The organism is Candidatus Poribacteria bacterium (genome assembly GCA_021162805.1).
Lineage (GTDB): Bacteria > Poribacteria > WGA-4E > B28-G17 > B28-G17 > JAGGXZ01.
Genome location: JAGGXZ010000229.1, coordinates 21,085 through 40,234, shown reverse-complemented (window position 1 = coordinate 40,234; position 19,150 = coordinate 21,085). Strand labels below are relative to the sequence as shown.

General features: G+C 52.3%; 8 protein-coding genes. All 8 read left to right on the top strand.

The annotated features are described in order from the left end of the window. Positions 1 to 296, top strand: a 296-nt coding sequence (locus J7M22_19050) for a T9SS type A sorting domain-containing protein (GenBank protein MCD6508703.1), incomplete at its 5' end; no start/stop codon positions are given. Between the two features lie 76 nt (positions 297 to 372). Then, the gene (locus J7M22_19045; protein MCD6508702.1) at positions 373 to 744 is read left to right on the top strand and encodes a hypothetical protein; all 372 of its coding nucleotides are present in this window, start codon (positions 373 to 375) and stop codon (positions 742 to 744) included. A gap of 63 nt (positions 745 to 807) precedes the next feature. Continuing rightward, positions 808 to 1,104, top strand: coding sequence for a hypothetical protein (locus J7M22_19040; GenBank protein MCD6508701.1), 297 nt, complete (start codon positions 808 to 810; stop codon positions 1,102 to 1,104). A 22-nt stretch (positions 1,105 to 1,126) separates the two neighbouring features. Then, the gene (locus J7M22_19035; protein MCD6508700.1) at positions 1,127 to 2,698 is read left to right on the top strand and encodes a hypothetical protein; all 1,572 of its coding nucleotides are present in this window, start codon (positions 1,127 to 1,129) and stop codon (positions 2,696 to 2,698) included. A 2-nt stretch (positions 2,699 to 2,700) separates the two neighbouring features. Continuing rightward, a complete protein-coding gene (locus J7M22_19030; protein MCD6508699.1) occupies positions 2,701 to 3,153 on the top strand; it encodes a DUF1640 domain-containing protein in 453 nt (150 codons plus the stop codon). 125 nt (positions 3,154 to 3,278) lie between these two features. Next, positions 3,279 to 5,372, top strand: a complete 2,094-nt coding sequence (locus J7M22_19025) for a hypothetical protein (GenBank protein ID MCD6508698.1) — start codon at positions 3,279 to 3,281, stop codon at positions 5,370 to 5,372. Then, on the top strand, positions 5,365 to 11,778 hold the full coding sequence (locus J7M22_19020) for a DUF1566 domain-containing protein (protein MCD6508697.1): 6,414 nt from the start codon (positions 5,365 to 5,367) through the stop codon (positions 11,776 to 11,778). Before J7M22_19025 ends, J7M22_19020 begins: the two co-directional genes overlap by 8 nt. Before the next feature lie 248 nt (positions 11,779 to 12,026). After that, on the top strand, positions 12,027 to 19,124 hold the full coding sequence (locus tag J7M22_19015; GenBank protein MCD6508696.1) for a PD40 domain-containing protein: 7,098 nt from the start codon (positions 12,027 to 12,029) through the stop codon (positions 19,122 to 19,124). The last annotated feature ends 26 nt before the right edge of the window (positions 19,125 to 19,150 follow it).

Here is a 19,150-nt window from a genome sequence, read left to right as displayed (position 1 = left end):
TTGAAAAGACGAAACTGCTGCAGAACTACCCGAACCCGTTCAACCCTGAGACGTGGATACCCTTCCAGCTCAAGGAAGCCTCTGAGGTAACGATCCGAATCTACGATCTGCACGGCAACCTTATCAGGACGCTACACCTCGGATATCTCCCTGCCGGGCTGTATCTGGGCCGCACCGAAGCCGCATACTGGGATGGCAGGAACGAGCTGGGCGAGAAAGTAGCAAGCGGAATCTACATCTACCAGATGCAAGCTGGAAGCAAGGTGTTCGCTAGGAAGATGGTCATTCTGAAGTGAGGAGTAATGGAGTGAGAGGGTGAGGAGGGTTTCTAAGATCTCTCCTCACTCTCTTACATCAGCTAGGAGGTTTGGGATGGACGAGGCGCTTGAGGAGAGAGTTGCCAAAGTAGAGGGGATATTGGGTCAGATGGATAAACGGCTGGGCGGAGTTGAGTCCGAGTTGAAAGAGCTGAGAAACGAGATGACGCTGGAGATAAGAGGGCTTAGACAGGAGATGAAGGGGGAAATAGCCGGACTGAGAGAGGAGATGAGAAACGAGATCAACGGGCTGAGGGAAGAAATGAGAGAGGGATTCCGAAGGATAGACGATAGGTTCCAGAGGATAGACGATAGATTCCAGAGGATGGATGATAGATTTTACAGCTTCATGAGATGGATCATAGCCGCCCTGATAGGCTCATGGGCCACATTGATGGCCGCTATACTGACGCTGATGTTGAAATGATCGGGCCCGGTATTTACGGGCATTCCCCGGGGGGAAGGCTTGATAGAAAGGGGGAGGTTTAGAATGGACGAGGCGCTTGAGGAGAGAGTCGCGAGGATGGAAGGGATATTAGATCAGATGGATAAGCGTCTGGGCAGAGTCGAGGCTGAATTGAAGGAACTGAGAGAAGAGACAAGAGTAGAGATCAGAGGACTGAGAGAGGAGATGAGAAACGAGATCAACGGGCTAAGAGAGGAAATGAGAGAGGGATTCCGGAGGATGGACGATAGATTTTACAGCTTCATGAAATGGATCATAGCCGCCCTGATAGGCTCATGGGCCACATTGATGGCCGCCATCATAACCTCAACGTTGAAATAGCAAAGCTCAAGGAGGAAGGAGAATGAAAGGTATAGCGGCGATTTTTACCTCTCTAATCTTATCCATCGGGTTCGTATTGAACGCCGGGGCAAATCCGATCCTTATAGGCAAGCTCCGGATTGAGCTGTTCAACGAGGACGTCAGGATCGTAGTTTCAAACCAGGATGATAAACTCCTCTCCGACGTCATCTGTAAGGCCAAGATGAGCGTGAGAATACCAGGCCTGGACTGGCCGGATGTAGGTAAGCGGATAGAGATCCCCCAGGATCTTATAATCCACTTTCCGGTTCCCCCAAACGCCCAAGATATAAAGGTGATCGTGAAGGACGAGGACGGAACAGAAAGGGAGCTCGAATATGAAGTCATAGAAAACCCATATCCCGAATTTAAGGACTTCCAGCTCATTCAATGTAAGCTGTCCATCTCTGAGGCACGGAAGATCGAAATAGATGTAAGATACTCACATGAACTAACTGAAAACGAGGGCGAATATCTCCTGAGATATGCCTTCGGGACGGGCAGGGTCTTTACGAAAAGATATGAGAGCATCGACCTATTCGTCAAATTGCCTCCCGATTCGAACGTGGTGAAATACAAACCAGTGGATCTCTCTCTGTCAAAGAACGGAGAGGGGGTTTATCTCGAATTTCATTCCTCGGGGTGGTTCTATCTGCCCAGGAGAAACGTCGAGGTGATCTTCACCTTGGGGGAATCGGTGGAACGAAAGGAAACCTCGATCGAGGTGCCGGAGGTACGATGCAGATTGGGCCAGCTTGTAAAAGTCACCGCTGTCTTGAAAGATTCCGACGGCAACCCGCTTTCGGCTAAACCTGTCAAGTTCTACATGGACGGCCTCTACAAAGGTAGGGCGAAGACGAACGATGAAGGGATAGCAAAGCTCATGTGTTTCGTTATGGCTCCGTCTGAAAAGAGGATCGAAATCAAGGCGGTTTTCGAAGGAGACCCGGAATATGAGCCGTCCGAGGGGATCGGCTCCATGCAGATCGAGCCGTGGGAGCCTCCAGCGATCATCATCCCCGTTCTTCCGATAAGGCCGGTCTCCCCACCTCCGATTATATCGCCTAGGATCAGACTGGGGAGATACCCGTTAGGAAAACTGGTAAGGCGTAAGCTTAGGCTCAGGAACATGTCGGATTCACCCCTTCATCTCAAACTAAAACTGGAGGGTGAGGGGATAGATGGCGTGATTTTCAAGCTGAATGGTGAAAAGATAGATTCACTGAACCTGCCGCCGAACGACGAGGCCGAAATAGAGCTCTCCTTCGAGCCTAAAAGCAGAGGCCGGTTGATCCCGAAACTGATCGTATCCGATGGCTCCTCCGGCGATGAGATGGGCGAGATGGAATTCATGATGGAAGGGGTGCTCTTCGGCGACGTGAGCGGCGATGGCAGGGTGACCCCCTATGATGCGGTGTTCGTCCTGAGACACATAGTCGGTCTTGAAGATCTATCCCAGGAGGCCCTCGAGGCGGCCGACGTCAGCGGCGACGGGAAAATCACAGCCTACGATGCCGCCCTCATCCTCAGGAGGGTAGTTGGGTTGATCGAAAATTTCCCCGTTGAGGAGCGCTAAAGATGGAAGAGAGCATGGAAGAAAGGCTGGCAAGGCTTGAAGGGATAATGGAACAGATCAATCAGAGGTTGAATCACATAGAGGTGGAGATAAGCGATCTGCGCAACGCCGTGAAGTCAGAGACGGATACGCTGAGAGGGGAGATAGCCAGTTTGAGGGCAGAGATGAGCGACATGCGAGCTGAGATGCATACCAGGATCGATGGGTTACGGACTGAGGTGATGGGAGAGATAGGCAGGCTGAGGTCTGAGATGAACGAGTTGAGAGATGAAATGCTAAGCAGGGACGATAGATTGAGGACCGAAGTGATGAGGGAAATAGGAGAGCTGAACTCAAAAATAGATGGACTGAAAGATGAAATCCATAAAAACTTCAGATATCTGGTAGGGATAATCGTCGGCGTATTGCTCCCGATGCTGGTCACCATCATATTAACAGTGCTCTTTAAAAAATGAGGTCTAAGGTGATGGAAGAGGAGATAGTTTACAACCATGGTAACACTTTCGTAGGGCAGCACTTTATGTGCCGCCGTTTCCGACGGGGTGGTGGTTCTGCCCTGCAAAAGTAAGGCGATTAGGAGATGAGATTAAGGGAGATATTCTATCTGAGCACAGCTTTGCTTGTGGCCGTTACGGTGGGTACTTCATATGCCGATAGGCTTTACCCTCAGCTCCTAGAAGGGAAGATGGAGCTGTCGGACCGGCCGATGATAGATCATGAGAATATTTTAACCCTGCACCTACACCTCAAAGAACATGTTGACCGGGTCAGTGTGAAGGTGGTCTTCAGGCTTCCCCGCGGCGTTAAAGTCCTGGGTGAGAGGACGGAGTTCAACGATACCATCTCATATGGCGACGAGAGATCCTATTCCGTCCGTATAAAGTTCACATCTCCTGTTCCTTCGCTGCACGTCTCCGTCTACGCCATGTTAGCCGACGGGAGGAAGGTGTCTCAGCAGTTTACCCTATCTATCCCCAGCTCAACTTTCGGCGTCAGCCTCGCCCCATCTCAATACCTCGCTAAACTCCGCTTAAGAGTTCTCTCCTTCGCCCCTGGTGGGACGACGACGATCTCCGGCAAAATACTCTATTTCGACGATAACGCTCAGGTCGAAAAACCCGTCCGATCCGTCAAAGTGAGGCTTATCTCCACCCCGGAAGAGACGGTGCTCGGGGAGGCGTTTACCGATCGAGACGGAGAATATCTCTTTTCCATATCCAGCAATCTTCCCCTTTCGATATGCATTGAAGTACGGTTTGAAAACGATGTTTTATCTCTCACAGATTCGGATCAGAACGTATATCGGTTTCGATCTATATCCCATTCCATATCGCAGACAGGGAGCTATAGGATAGATTACATCTTCGATTCCGCCAATCCTTACAGGATGTTAGGATTTATTCACGATACCGTTATGGATGCCCACGATTTCCTGATGGAAAAGTTGGGATGGTCGAGGAGAAGGATAAGGGTGGAGTATCCCAGCGGCAACTGGCCTTATTATCATTACTGGTATCATTCAGACGGGAAGATATATGACGAGTCGATAACCATACCGACAGGGTGGGAATGGCGACGAACGACGATCATCCATGAATACGGGCACTCGGTTATGTCCGCCCTTTATGACTATAACGCTTATAACCTTCCTGATAAGATCTATGAGGGTTCCCATCAGCTCACCACGGTCTCCGACAGGGGATTCGCGATGACCGAGGGATGGGCGGAGTTCTTCGAGGCCCTCGTGGATGATAACGCCTTCAACGTCACGTATTGGATCAACAAGTCCACGCCGAACATCGAGGAGAACGAGTGGTGGAGCGGCGATCCAAATGGAAATGGCAATAATGAGGACGGCTCGATCGTCGAGGGAGCAGTAGCAAGCGTGTTGTGGGATATAGCCGATACGCCTCAAAGCCAGGATCACCAGCCGGAGGTGGACGATGATCCGATCAACGGCGAGCTTTCAGAGCTCTGGAGGGTGATGGATGTGGCGATGCCAAAGGATATAATTGAATTCAAAGAAGACTGGTCAGCGATGGAATTCGATATGGAGGACGAGTTGGGGACGATCTACTCGCGATATCATATCCTTCCCTCATCCGCCATATCTGTGCAACCTTCCAAACTTCGCTTCGGTGAGGTTCTCATCGGGAAACCGAAAAAGCTGATCCTGACCATATCAAACACCGGGGAGAATATGGTGTCAATTGATCTGGTTGGACCTCCGGAGATCACATTTTCCGTCACCTCGCTTTTTATCCCACCCGGTTCCAGCGCTGAGGTGGAGGTGAATTTTCTCTCAGATGAGCTCGGTAAACATTCCGGCAAATTGACCGTGAAAGCCGGTGATCCGGCATCCTCATCGATCGAGATCCCTTTTTATGCTTATGTGGTTCAGCCCGGCGACGTGACGGGAAACGGGAGGATAACGGCGTTCGACGCGTCTTTGGTCCTGCAATCATGTGCCGGGCTGAGAGATCTATCGGAGGATGAAAGAAAGATAGCCGATGTGGACGGCGATGACAGGGTAACCCCCCATGATGTCATTTCAATCTTGAAATTCGTGGTCGGGCTGGATAAATCGGCGCATTCAGGCGAAAAGATCGGTGAAGAAAAGAGAGGAACCGCTTCATCCCGAAACATGTCCATGAGGAGGAAGGGCCATGACTAGAAAAGCTCTCGCCATCCTGATCCTTATAGGACTTGCCTCTGTAGGTGTGTCGCAGCTCTACGGGAGCATCTACTACGTCTCCCCTAACGGCGATAACTCCAATCCGGGCACGCATGATCATCCATGGGCAACACCCGGATATGGTTCCAGGCAGCTCCAACCGGGCGATACCCTTATCATCCTCGGCGGAAGATATGTCCTGAGTCGGTATCCGGACGATATAATCGCTCCCACATCAGGTCGTTCCGATGCCTGGATCACCATAATCGGCGAGGAGGAAAACACCCCTATATTAGCCGGAAGAGGCAACCTGTTGACGGCGATAGATCTCTCGGGATGCAGCTATGTCAGGATAGAAAACATCGAAATAACGAGCGATGGTGGCGCCTTATTCAGGGACGGTCTGGAGATCCTTGGTAGTCCCGCAAGCCATATCGTCCTCAAAAACCTCCACATCCACCACATAGATGAATTCGGGATGAACATTCAAGATGTGGAGGATCTTCTGGTCGAGAACTGCCGGGTCCATCACTGCGGTTTCGGAGGACTGGGAGGACCCAGAGGGAGTCAAGGTGGGTGGAGGGACGTCGTCATTAGAGGATGTCATCTCTCTTATAGCGGACACTACTACCAAGGCGTCGAGGATAACCCCAATAATCCCTATGATCGACCGGATGGGTTCGGGATAGAGCCTTCGGACGGGCCTGTGGAAATAGCCGATTGTATCGTCGAACACAACAAAGGGGATGGGCTGGACTCTAAAGCGCAGAACACCTACATTCACAATTGCATCGTCGCCAATAACTCCTGCGATGGGATAAAGCTTTGGGGGGATAACAGCAAGATAGAGAACTGCCTTATCTACGGCACAGGGGATGGCGTGGGAGGAGCTTCGCCGTGGGCTGGGATAGTGATAGACCAGATCGAGCAGCTCAACGCCCATTTCGAGATCGTCAACACCACCGTCCATGACAATCCCACAAGAGAGGCCTATTCCATGTATGTTCAGTATCCGGACCCGCTATATCCGAGCACCGCCAATCCGATCACGCTGGTGATGCGTAATACCATCATCGCCGGTGGAGGGGGAATAGTCTACATAAGCGATGTGGTGAACTTCACCGCCGAACACTGCATTTTCTACCGCCCTGGGCAGGACGTTCAGGTATATGCGAATGGTAGGGATTACACGGCCGCACAGATAGAGGCGGGAGAACTCGGGGAGGGGAACCTTTCACGTGATCCTCTCTTTGTATCTCCCGCCTGGGGAACGGAAGGAGACTATCACCTCCAGCAGGGAAGCCCGGCTATAGATGCTGGAATGAGCGGAACCGGAATACCTCTTGTCGATCTTGAATATATGCCCAGATCTCAGGGGAGCGCACCCGATATCGGAGCTTACGAGTATAAATCCGCGCCGATCTCCGATCTGGAGATAACGAAGACCGACTCGCCCGATCCCGTGACGATCGGCGAGCAGGTGACCTATACCTTGACGGTTGTGAATCACGGTCCTGATCCTGTGGAGTATGCCGATGTGGGGGATGAGCTTCCTTTCCAGGCGAGTTTCGTCAGCGCCACCCCTTCCGTAGGGAACGCCAGCTACGATCAGCAATCACACTCCGTCAACTGGCACATACCGGGTTTGGACACCAACCAGCAGGCCACCCTTACCATCACGGTCCAGGCACCTTATGATATCGCCTACGATAGAATCGTCAACACCGCCACCGTTACCTGCGCCACCACTTCACTTGACCCCAACGATCAGAACAACATGGTCACGGAGGAGACAAGGCTGAAATGGGAGGAGGACGGGGACGGCGTGGCTGATTCGGAGGAACAGGGGCCTCAGGGAAATGACCCCAACTATGACGGCAACAACGACGGCATTCCCGATTGGCAGCAGGGAAATGTAACTTCCATTCACACCTTCGACGGTTCATACTACGTCACGCTTGCGTGCTCCGGTGGTTCTCTGAGGGATGTCAGGACGATGGATAACCCCCATCCGCAGGATGCTCCCCAGGATGCGAACTTCCCATGGGGATTCTTCAGCTTCCAGATAGAGCTTGACCCCGGCGTGACCGAGGCGGCTGTAACGCTTTATCTGCCGCAGGGTTCGGATCCCGTTTCCTACTACAAGTACGGTCCCACATCCGACGACCCTAATGAGCACTGGTATGAGTTCCTCTTCGATGGTCAGACCGGTGCCGAGATGAACGGGAACGTGATTACGCTTCATCTCGTAGACGGGGGAAGGGGAGACGATGATCTGGCCCAGAACGGTGTAATAATTGACCAGAACGCACCCGCTGTTTCTCCCACCTCCTTACAGGTCAGAAACATCAGGACGGACGAGACGTTCGACACCATAAGCGAAGCCGTCAATCAGGCCCTCGAAGGGGATACGCTCGTGATCGAAGGGCAGGGAGTGCTCCTCGACAACATTGCCATTGACAAATCCCTGACGATCAGAGCTGCCTCCGATGCCAACGTCACGATTCGAGCTGAAGATCCATCAAAATCCGTCTTCTCGATAGCGGCGGATGGGGTTGTGATTCAGAGTCTGGAGATAACAGGCTCTACGGGAACCTCCGTGGCCGGAGTGACTCTGGTCCGCTCCCATAACTGTATCATCTCCGATAACACGATAACCGGCAACGACATCGGAATAGATCTGGAGTTATCAGGTGGAAACACCATTTCAAACAACGAGATCCGGGGCAACGGCCAGGGGATTTACCTCTACGGCTCAAATGGCAACCTGATAACCCGAAACACCATATCGGACAACCGAGCTGCCGGCATATCCTTTGCGCCGACCGGCGGCGGCACCGACAACCGGATATCCCGCAACCTGCTGGAGGGAAACCAGGTAGGCCTGGAGCTCCCCTCCGGCAGCAACCTGATCTTTCTCAACATCGTCAGAGGGAACCACACCGGCGTGTCGACGGGATCAAGGCCTCAGGGCAACTTCATCTTCCTGAACGACTTCCTGCAGAACACCAACAACGCCCTCTCAGACGCCGGGGGCAGCCCGGAGACGCAATGGCATACCCTCGTGGAGGTGGATTACCGGTATAACGGTCAGCAGTTCCACGGATACCTTGGAAACTACTGGGACGATTACCTGGAGCATCATCCGGCCGTGCCGCCGCAGGGGTTGGATGCCGATCACAACGGGATCTGGGATCAGCCGTACCAGACGAGCCAGTATGATAACGACGACCCATATCCGCTTGTCGATCGGGTGGAAAGCTACGGATTCGATGAGAATGGACTGATACCGTTGCTTGCGGTCTGGCCTGAGAGGATCGATTTCCACACCGTTATCCGGGGTGAATCCTCAACCTGCAGGGTCGCCATAAGGAACCTCTCCGGCCTCCGAGTTCAAATCAGCGACATTCGGCTGGAGGGCGATAACGCGGATCAGTTCAGCATAAAGTCCGGCTCCGGTTCCGGATACCTCAGCCCGTATGGATCGCGTGAGGTGGTGCTCGCCTTCTCGCCGACCTCCCTCGGTCTGAAGAAGAAGACGAGACTTATCATCTCGACGGGAGCCTTCAACGACTCGTTCGAGATACCGGTCGAGGGGATATGCGGTCTCGTCGGCCTGCCCAGAACGGGTCAGACGGAATGTTATGATCCCTATGGAGACCTGATCGACCGCTACGACAGATGGGCTGAGGGACTGGACGGCCAAGTTCGTGCCGGCGTCCCTTGGCCGCTGGATGCAAGGGAGAGGTTCATCGACAACGGCGATGGAACAGTGACGGACAAGCTAACGGGGCTTATGTGGCTTAAATGTGCAAATCCTATAAAGGAATTTCACCCTGAGTTCGACGCCCCTCCCGAACAGGACGATCCGAACGAAAACGGAGACCCCGGAGACGGGCTTGTCTCCAGGAGATACGCCGGTATGTTCATACAGAGGATGAACGACGGAACCTATGCCGATTGTAACGCCGGATACACCGACTGGAGGTTGCCGAACATAAACGAGCTTGAGAGCCTGCTGAACTACGGAGAACAATCCTATCTCTGGCTGGGAAGCGCGAGGAGCGGTAATGAGAAGGTTTTCGACGATACGGGACCTTACTACTACTGGTCGTCCACAAGAGGAACGGTGGTACAGTTGGAGACCGATGAGGAGACCCCTACCTTCAACTTCGTCGCCTGCGTCTGGCCGGTGCGCGGGCCTGAGCAGCTTCCGAGCAACGGGCCGCCCATCATACAGCTTCCCAAACCGTCCGGCTCCATGATCGACGATCAGGGCATGGAGTGGCCGATCCACAGGTTCACGACGTATCAGGATGTGATCGTTGACAACCTCACAGGGCTGATGTGGACCAGAAACGCTGATCTCGCCAACGGCAGAGTGAGATGGAGTGAGGCGCTGAATCTCGTGTCAAATCTCGATGTGGAAGGATACACCGACTGGAGGCTGCCGAACGTCAAGGAGTTGAGATCTTTGATCGATTACTGGGAGACGCACCCGGACCAGTATCTATATTCCCAGGGCTTCGATAACCTGCTCGACAACAATCAAGGCAGTATCTACTCCTATTGGACCTCCACTACGGAATCGGGAGGCTCTAAAACCAAGGCCTTCATCGTGGGACTTGGTGATGGACACGTTTCGCTCGCATCCAAAGATGATCTGTTTAAAGTCATAGCTGTCCGCGGCGGAGTGATACGTCCTTATGAGGAATGGGGGCCTGAGGGGGTTCAGGAGAATTATGATGGGAACAGCGATGGCGTTCCAGACGGCGAGCAGCCGAACGTGGAATCGCTCCATACCTACAACGGCCGGGGATACGTCACGATCGCTTCGCCCCAGGGGACGATCCTCGAGGACGTCTATCACGTTGATCCCAATGATCTCCCACAGAGCCCGCCGCAGGGTTTGGATCTGCAGTGGGGGCTCTTCAGCTTCAGGATCGAGAACATCCCTCCGGGAGGATCGGTGACGGTGACGGTCTACCTGCCCAGTGGCAGCGCTCCGAACACCTACTACAAATATGGGCCTGAGCCGACGAACGCCTCTCCGCACTGGTATGAGTTCCTCTTCGACGGTCAGACCGGCGCTGAGATAAACGGGAATGTGATCACACTTCATCTCGTGGACGGTGAAAGAGGCGACGACGATCTGACGTCGAACGGAAGGATAGTGGATGCCAACGGTCCCGGCATCTCCACCGCTCCGAATATACTCGTGTCCTCCTCAACCCTTAACTTCGGATCGGTCTTGCCGGGTGACACAAAGGAGCTGAGCCTGACCGTCTCAAACGGAGGACAAGGCGATCTGAATATCGGATCGATCTCTGTAACGGGGCCGGATGCCTCGGAGTTCCGGATCCTTCAGGATAACTGCTTGAACCGGGCGATACAGCCTGGAGAAAGCTGCCAGGTGAGGATAGAGTTCCGTCCGCAGAGCCCGGGGGTGAAAGAGGCCGTTCTCGAGATCCGATCGAACGATCCGGATACCCCACTTTTGAGGGCTAAGCTGAAGGGTGGGAGATCAACGTTGGGTGATGTCTCAGGAGACGGGAGGATCACAGCCTACGACGCCGCTGAGATACTCAGATATCTGGTCGGCAAGGAGGAGCTATCCGAGACGCAGCTTAAGGCGGCAGATGTCACCGGAAATGGGGAGGTGAGTGCTCTCGATGCGGCCAGAATCCTCCAGTTCGTCGTGGGATTGATAGGGGAGTTCGCATCAGGAGAAGGAGCGCCGTCGCTGAAAGCTGAATCACGCACGATTTCCCTCACATCCTTGAGGGCAAGGCCGGGCGAGCGGATCACGATTCCCATCCTAGTGGATGATCCGAAGGGGATAATCTCAGGTGAGATAACGATAAGGTTCGACGGAAAAGCCCTTAAATTCATCGGAGCGAGGAGCAATTTCAGCCTCGAAAGCAGAGTTGAGGGAGATATGTTGAAGCTTGCCTTTGCCGGGATTAGATCCGGGGAATCGAGAGAACTGGTTTATCTTGAATTTGAGGTGATGGACGATACGTCGGAATACGCACGTCTGAAGCTGGAGAGGGGTAAGCTGAACGAGAACGTGGATGTGAAATTGGAAAACGGCATGGTGGAGCTTATCCCCGCCCGGACGGAGCTGCTTCAGAACTACCCCAACCCGTTCAACCCTGAAACCTGGATACCCTTTAGGCTTGCAGATGACGCTGACGTAATAATAAAGATATATGACATGACGGGAAAACTGGTGAGGAAATTTGACCTAGGCCATGTGGACTCCGGAAACTATATATCTCGATCGAGGGCAGTATATTGGGATGGTAGGAACAAACAAGGAGAGAGGGTGGCGAGCGGGGTATACATCTACCAGCTCCAGGTCGATGGGAAAGCATTTGTCAGGAAGATGGTTATTCTGAGATAATAAAGAACATAGACCTCTCAAAGCTGTGATGTGGAGGTGCTGGACCCAGTACTGTGGATAGTTGACATGGTCGGTGATAGGATCTGAGACGAGGGTAAATGCTTACGCTCGAATTCTCCTTGAGTGTAGGATTACCCATGGGGGGACGGTGAGCTAGAGATGGGAAACATTATAGCGTTAAAACGAGAATGCCAGACGTTCTCCGTCTGGTAAACCACAATCCACCGTGTAAGAAAGGAGAAAAAATGGTGTGCCGTGTGTTCTCTCTTATTCTCGTCTTGTCTCTCTCAACGGCTCTCGCATATGGGCTTAAAGGAGACGTTAACGATGACGGTGTAATCGACGGGAAGGATGCGCTTAAGATCATCCTCATATTGGAAGGAAGGATACCTCAGCCCTCCCAGGACGATCCGTTTTGGCATGAGGCTGATGTCTTCCCTCCAGGAGGCGACGGGAAAGTCGATAAGAGCGATGCCCTCCAAATTCTGAGATACGTCGTGGGGACGGTCTCCGAAGGGGAGATAACGGGCGTCTATCGTAGCCCGTCTATAACCTCGTTCTCTCCATCAAGCGGTTCGCCGGGGACGAGAGTTACAATCCGGGGAGAAAACTTCGTGTCGGCGAATCCCCACGAGAATATAGTTATGTTCGGGGTTGAACCTGCGGAGGTGGTGTCCTCTACAGGCGACCAGCTCGTAGCGATTGTCCCCCCGGGTGCGAAAACCTCCCCTATTCTGGTGATGACGCCGGGAGGATGGTGCCGAACGGATGAGGAGTTTCTGGTGCTGAAAGAAGCTTCCTTCAAGTTCATTCCCCCTGAGGGGGAGGGAAGGAAGTTCAAACTGTATACCCCCTACGGTGATGCCGAAGATATAAACAGCGATGGCATCGGGAAGGTTGCGGTCAGCGAGGACTACTGGACCTTAGTCAACGCTTTGCCCACAACCCACGACAAGCTCTCCTACATGAGGGTTTACTTCCCAAGCTCGTCCCCCAGCGAGGAGGAGATAAGCTCCGCAACTACGGCGGAAGCCCTTGTTTTCCTTTCCCCGTTCTTCTTCTCCCCTGATTTGGGAGATGCGAAGGATGTGTGGGAGACGATAAAGACGGACCCCAAAGTCGGTGAGCTCGCAAAGGTGATAGAGGAGGTGTTTCCGAACTCAGCCGACCCGCTAAGCGACGAGAGGATAACTCAAGCGTTGAAGGAAGCGGTGGAGTCCGTGGCGAGCAGGTTGCCGGATGAATATAAACCTCCCAAAAGCGGGGGTGCCCCTGCGAGGACCTACCGTTCAACAGCCCTTTACAGTGGGGATATAAGGACGTTGACGGTGGACAGAACTGAGGACGGAGTTGAGATTGACACCATCCAGACCAATCCGATGGATTGGGTCGTAAGGGTGGCGGAGATAGATAGGGATAAGCTCTACGATTTCTTCCCAAAAGGCGGGAAAAGCCTGACGGACGCCGATCTACACCAGTTCTACCAGCGTGAGTCAGATGGGTTCACCGTCAGGCAGATGAGGCTTGGCAAGGCGATAACGAGAAGGTTCGCCATTATAACTACCATTATGAGCGACATGGTGGATTCGCTGGATATGACAGGGGCAGGGGGCGAAAGCGAAATCAAACTGCCCGATAGAGAAGGGGTATACGTGATAAGGCTGTTCGCCCCGATATTTGACCGTAGCGTGGATAACGGCGAGCTGGATTTCGTGGAGAACACCCCTGAGCTGAAGGAGGATTTAGATAGAGCCCTATATCTGAATATGGCGATGTTAGTCGTGGACATAGTAGACGGAACGCTTGGGATAATGAACATATTTGACAGCAACAGCAGGCGAGAGATGCTGAGGGCGACGATGGGAGCGCTGGAAAGGGCTACACTGCGGGAGTTCCCAAACGGGCTGAACGAGGCTATGGACAAGGACGAGCGGTTCAGACGGGTCGTTAGGGTGCTGAAGGACGGGATAGATGCGATGATAAAGCAGGCTACGATAGAGGCGGTGAATATGGGGTATTCCAAAGTTGAGGAGATGCTGACGAAAAGCGGGGGATACCTCGGCAAGGTGGCGAAGGTCGCAAGCGGGATAATGGGGGTAACCGACGCCATATCCTATCTCGGACCGATAGGCGAGCGGTTAGCTGGAATGGCAGGGATAGGTCTGATAGAGTATTTCGGTCTGGAGCTTTCGCCGATGGAGACGGGGTTCGTAATCGTGGGAACGCCGTTTGATTGGGAGGTCAGAGGCATACCTCCGAGACCAGATAAGGTCGCTCCCGGTGAGAAGGTGAGGATAATGGGACGGAATTTTGACCCTCGTGGGACGGACAAAAATGAGGTCTGGCTCAAAAAAGGATGGGAGGACGAAGGGATAAAGATGATAGTAACCGACGTCTCGGACGCCGGCGACATGATTGAATTCCAGATTCCCGAAGATTGCCCCTGGGGATACTACGAGGTATACATCAAAACCTCCTATTGTGAAGGGTTCTCAGGCTTCCGTCTCAACGTCAAGCGGATACCGAGACTGGTGGAGCTGGACCCCGATGTCGGTTTCCCAAATCAGAACCCCTACTTCATGGCACAGTATATCTACTTCAAAGCGTATAACGTGAAAACCTCTGATAAAGTCTTCTTTGGGGATAAAGAAGCCCGTATAAGCTGGGAGGATGAGGATAGAGCGAATTGGTATGCGGTTAAAGCTCCCGAAGGTTTACCCGCTGGCAAGGTCAGCTTCTACATTGAATCGCCTGAGGGCAAAAGCAACTCCCTTGATTTTACCGTCTTAGGTCAACCTGTTATAAATGAGGTCAGCCCGCAGATAATCCATCCCGGAGTGCTGGTTGAGATAAGAGGAGATAATTTCGGCTATTGGTCTGATTTGGTGAGGGTATCGGTCAGCGGTTATTCCTACCCAATCAAGTATGCGGTCATCAACAACAACCTCGTTAAGTTCGTCTGCCCAACCCTTGACAGTGAAGGTCAAAAGACGGTGAAGGTTAGCACACCTGCGGGCAATGCTCAATGTGTGGTTACCTACAAAGCCGATATGGTGACAATACCCGAGAAGCCTGAACTCCCTGATGGATTTTACATGGTAGTTTCCTCCCCCGCTCAGGGGGTAAACCCGGATGGGGAACTCACCCTTGACGAAGCCATACTGATAGCTAACGGGGAGATAAACCCGTTCTTGGACGATTGGAAGGAAGAAAGAGAAGATTATATCTTCGGAAAGATTGGCGGAAAAGGCTTCCAGGACGAAATCGTGCTGAAGAGGAACGTAACCCATTGCTGTTCAGCCATTAAGCTTGAGGCGGGCGATATTATATCAGGAGTAAAGAGCGATGTGAAGGTGATAGGAGGAACTCTGACGCTGGGAAGCTGGAACGAAATTGAAATCCGCAAACTCTCAGGAGACCTTAAAATCACGGGAGACGGAAACACCGTCCGTGTTCATGAAGGGATAAATGGAGGCTTAACGATAGAAGGCGGAAATGGGAATTGGATAGTTAACACTGACTGCATAGTAAACTCCGACGGATGTGGGATATACGTGAAGAATGGCTCAGGAAACACCATTGAGCTTGTTAAGTATGTTGAGAATTGCAAGGGTGATGGGATAAGGGTGGAAAACGGGGTGGATAACCACATCGTCCTCGTATTCGCACCTGAAGGTAAACCAGCTATATCTAACTGCGGTGGAAACGGATTGAGCATAATTGGAGGGAGAGGAAACCACATTGAGCTACGTGAAAGCCTATCAATCATGAACAATAAAGGGGCTGGAATTCACCTGGAGAACACCTCCTATAACCGCTTGTCAATTCTTGAAATATCGGGCAACGGCGGTGCTGGTGTGGAGCTTATAAATGCGGTTTCCAACGAAATAAAAGGCATCAGCGGAAAGGGCAACGGAGGAGATGGCGTCCACCTATACGACGGATGCAAGTGGAATAAAATATTAGTAGCGACCGATGCCAGCCTTGATGAAAATCAAAACGGTGCCGTCATTGAGGGAGCTAATACCGCTAACAACGACATCAGCGTTTCGTCCTCCAGAAATAAAGGGTATGGATATATCGTGCGTAACGGCGCTAATCATAACGAGATATATGGCAAATGTGAATCTAACCTGTGTGGACTTTTGATGGAAGGGTCGGAAACCTCCTACAACAAAATAAGCGGGGTGTTTTCAAACAACGAAGGGGCAGGCGTGGTGATTCAGAATAACTCGCATCACAACTTCATGGAATATTGCACCGCTCAAAACAACAACGGAGCCGGCATACTGATTACCAAAGGGGCAAGCTATAACAGAATGAAACTCCTACAGTGTGTAGATAACAAGGGAGACGGCATACTGATAAACGAAGGGGCGCACCATAACGTCATCACCTACAGCTATTGTATTACCGGCAATTCAGGCAACGGCATCGCCATTACCGGCGAGAACACTGACTTCAACATAATCGGGGGACTTACCGAGGTAGGACAACATTACGAGGACAAGTCGCCAAACGGCGGATACGGAATCCTCATAGCTGACGGACCGGTGGGGACAGAGATAAAAAGGTGCTATCTGCTGTTCAACGGACTTGGCGGGGTGAAAATCAGCGGTATCTCCAAGCAGTGGGCTCCGGGCGAGGAGAGATTCCCGCTGGTCAAAGTATACTGGTGCGATATAGGTGCGAATTTCACAGACCATTCCGGTAGAGATGTCCGCCCGTATGAGGTGAAGGACCAGCAACCTAAGGTCGGAATGGGATTTTTGGTGGAAAACACGAGCGACTGCGAGTTTGAACAGGTCTGCGTTTATGGCGCAGATACAGGTGTAAAATTCATCAACACTACCTCCACCTCCCTTACGGCCTGTATGCTCCGAAACATCCACAAAACTGGACTATCCCTTGAGGAATCGGATGTCATCCTTACGAAGGTGCGGATACGTATGGAAGGGAACTCGGAAACAGCGGTCGCAATCTCAAACTCCTCAAATGTGAAGTTTTTTGACTTCATCATTTCCGAAAAAGGCGGGGTCCATATCAGCGGAAGCCGAGACATCTTCGGAAGCGACCTGCTACTTCACGGGACCGCTCAAAACGCCATACATATCTCCAACTCTCAAAACGTTGAAATAATCAGCTTCAAAGCTTACTCGGGAATCCTTGTTGAAAACTCAACCGGCGTGAGACTTGCCCCAAACCGTGTGGAGAGCGATTCCTCCACCATCGCCATCAAAAACTCCGAGGACATCTCAATCCTACCAAAGGATAACGATGCCCAGTTTACGCTTGAAAACGGCGAGATGCTTGTAGACAGCTCAAGGGGAGTCCGCATAGGCACGCCGAAAACGAAGGGCAAGAGTGGACAAATCCGAGCGAATGGAGGAGACGCCCTCCTGATAACCGGGGAAAGCGACGACGTGAAGGTGGCGAATCTCAGTATAACCGGCGGTGGAGTGAAGATAACGGGCGGAAGAAACATCCTAATCGGAGGGATAGAGGACGGAGCGGGCAACCTCATCGCTGTGCCAGATAAAGCCTGTATATACGTTCAGGGAAACATCGCAGAGCTTGAGATTCGCAACAACGAGATAATGAGTGGCGAAAGAGGTATAGAGATTCACACAGCATCGGAGGCGTTGGTGGTCGGCAACACCGTAAGTGAATGTTCACGGGAAGGGATATTGATAACTGACGGTGCGTGCGGAACTGTTATAGCTCAAAACAGGATAACCAAAAACATCGGAGATGGAGTGAAAATCTCAGGTGCAAGCTCAGTCAACAACCATATAACAAGCAACGTGATAACCAGTAACCTCCTCAAGGGAATTTGCCTTGAAGGTGGAGCGAACAAGGGAATACAACCGCCCGTCATCACCGAGATAGGCGAACACTACGTCTCAGGCGAAGTGGAATCAGCGCCGAAAGGGAGCGTGGTTGAGATATACGCCGACTACGGCGACGAGGGGGAAAAGCTACTCGGCTCCTCCCACCTGAGGGGGAGAAGGTTCACCGTCTCCTGTAACCCTCCAGAGGGAATGAACCTACACGGAGTTTTGATAGACCCGGATGGAAATACATCTGAGTTCGGAACGGTCCGACTGGAGAGCCGGCAAACCCTAAAAGAGTTCGCCTACACATCCACAAGAAATGGAGATGAGGAGATATACTTCCACATCGGGTACGATGACATCCGATTGACGGAAAGAGAGGGAATAGACAGAAGCCCAAGCGTATCCCCAGACGGCGTAAAAATAGCGTATGTCTCGGACGCAGGCGGAAGCTTGGATATATGGAAGATGAACCCAAGTGGAAGGGATAAAGCCCTGCTCACGAACTACCCCGGCAACGAATACGACCCCGACTGGTCCCCTGACGGCGACAAGCTGGTATACATTGGCGAGCAGGACGGCGAAGCTGAGATATACGTCCTTGAGAACGGAGAACGGAAGGAGGTAGAACTGAGCTACGACGACGGAGAAGCTGACTCGCAAATAGGCAAATACCAACAAGGCTTGACCTTAGCTGTCCACTTTGAGATACCCGGCGAAGGGGAGGTTCACAAATTGAAGTTCTTTATCGCCGAAGCTCCCACTTTCCAAAGAGACCTAACTTGGGTAATATTGAACTGGCAATCCGACAAGCCGGGCGATATAATAGTAGCAAGCGGAACGGTTAAGGTAAGCGAGGATGGCTGGTGCGTCGCTGACGTGGGAAATATCGCCGTGCCATCCGATTTCGTTGTAGAGATTGAAATGGATTTCGTTCCTATTTCCATCGGTCAGGACACCACGATTCCGATGATGAGAAGCTACCTCCGGCAGATGGGAGAGTGGAAGGAGCTGGACAGCAATCTGATGATACGGACGGTATGCGTGGCAAGACAGCCAGTTCCCAGAAAGGTAATTGAGCTACCCGGCTCGGAGGAGAGGAATCCCGTTTGGTCGCCTGACGGAACTAAAATAGCCTTCGCTTCCAATAAGAACGGAAACTGGGATATATTCGTGGTGAACGCTGATGGAACTAACCTCACTCAATTGACCGACTCCCCTGCAAACGAGGTTGACCCAACCTGGTCTCCCGATGGTAGCATGATAGCTTTCATCTCGGATAATGAAGGTGAAGGAGATATTTACGTGATGAAGGCGGATGGAAGCGACGTGGTGAACTTGACGAGCAGCCCCTCGCCTGAGAGAGACCCATGCTGGACGACGGAGGGGGCTATCCTGTTCACCTCGCTGAGAAACGCGGGATGGGAGATATATCAGATGCGTCCTGGCGGAGGCGGCGTGCGCAGGCTTACTTCATCGCTCGGCGAGAACACACAGCCGAGCGGGAAGTAGAACATGCATAATAAGGGAGGAAAAAC

Excerpts from the sequence above, each read along its gene's own strand:
- J7M22_19045 (MCD6508702.1), top strand. The coding sequence starts at position 373 with ATGGACGAGGCGCTTGAGGAGAGAGTTGCCAAAGTAGAGGGGATATTG.
- J7M22_19040 (MCD6508701.1), top strand. The coding sequence starts at position 808 with ATGGACGAGGCGCTTGAGGAGAGAGTCGCGAGGATGGAAGGGATATTA.
- J7M22_19035 (MCD6508700.1), top strand. The coding sequence starts at position 1,127 with ATGAAAGGTATAGCGGCGATTTTTACCTCTCTAATCTTATCCATCGGG.
- J7M22_19030 (MCD6508699.1), top strand. The coding sequence starts at position 2,701 with ATGGAAGAGAGCATGGAAGAAAGGCTGGCAAGGCTTGAAGGGATAATG.
- J7M22_19025 (MCD6508698.1), top strand. The coding sequence starts at position 3,279 with ATGAGATTAAGGGAGATATTCTATCTGAGCACAGCTTTGCTTGTGGCC.
- J7M22_19020 (MCD6508697.1), top strand. The coding sequence starts at position 5,365 with ATGACTAGAAAAGCTCTCGCCATCCTGATCCTTATAGGACTTGCCTCT.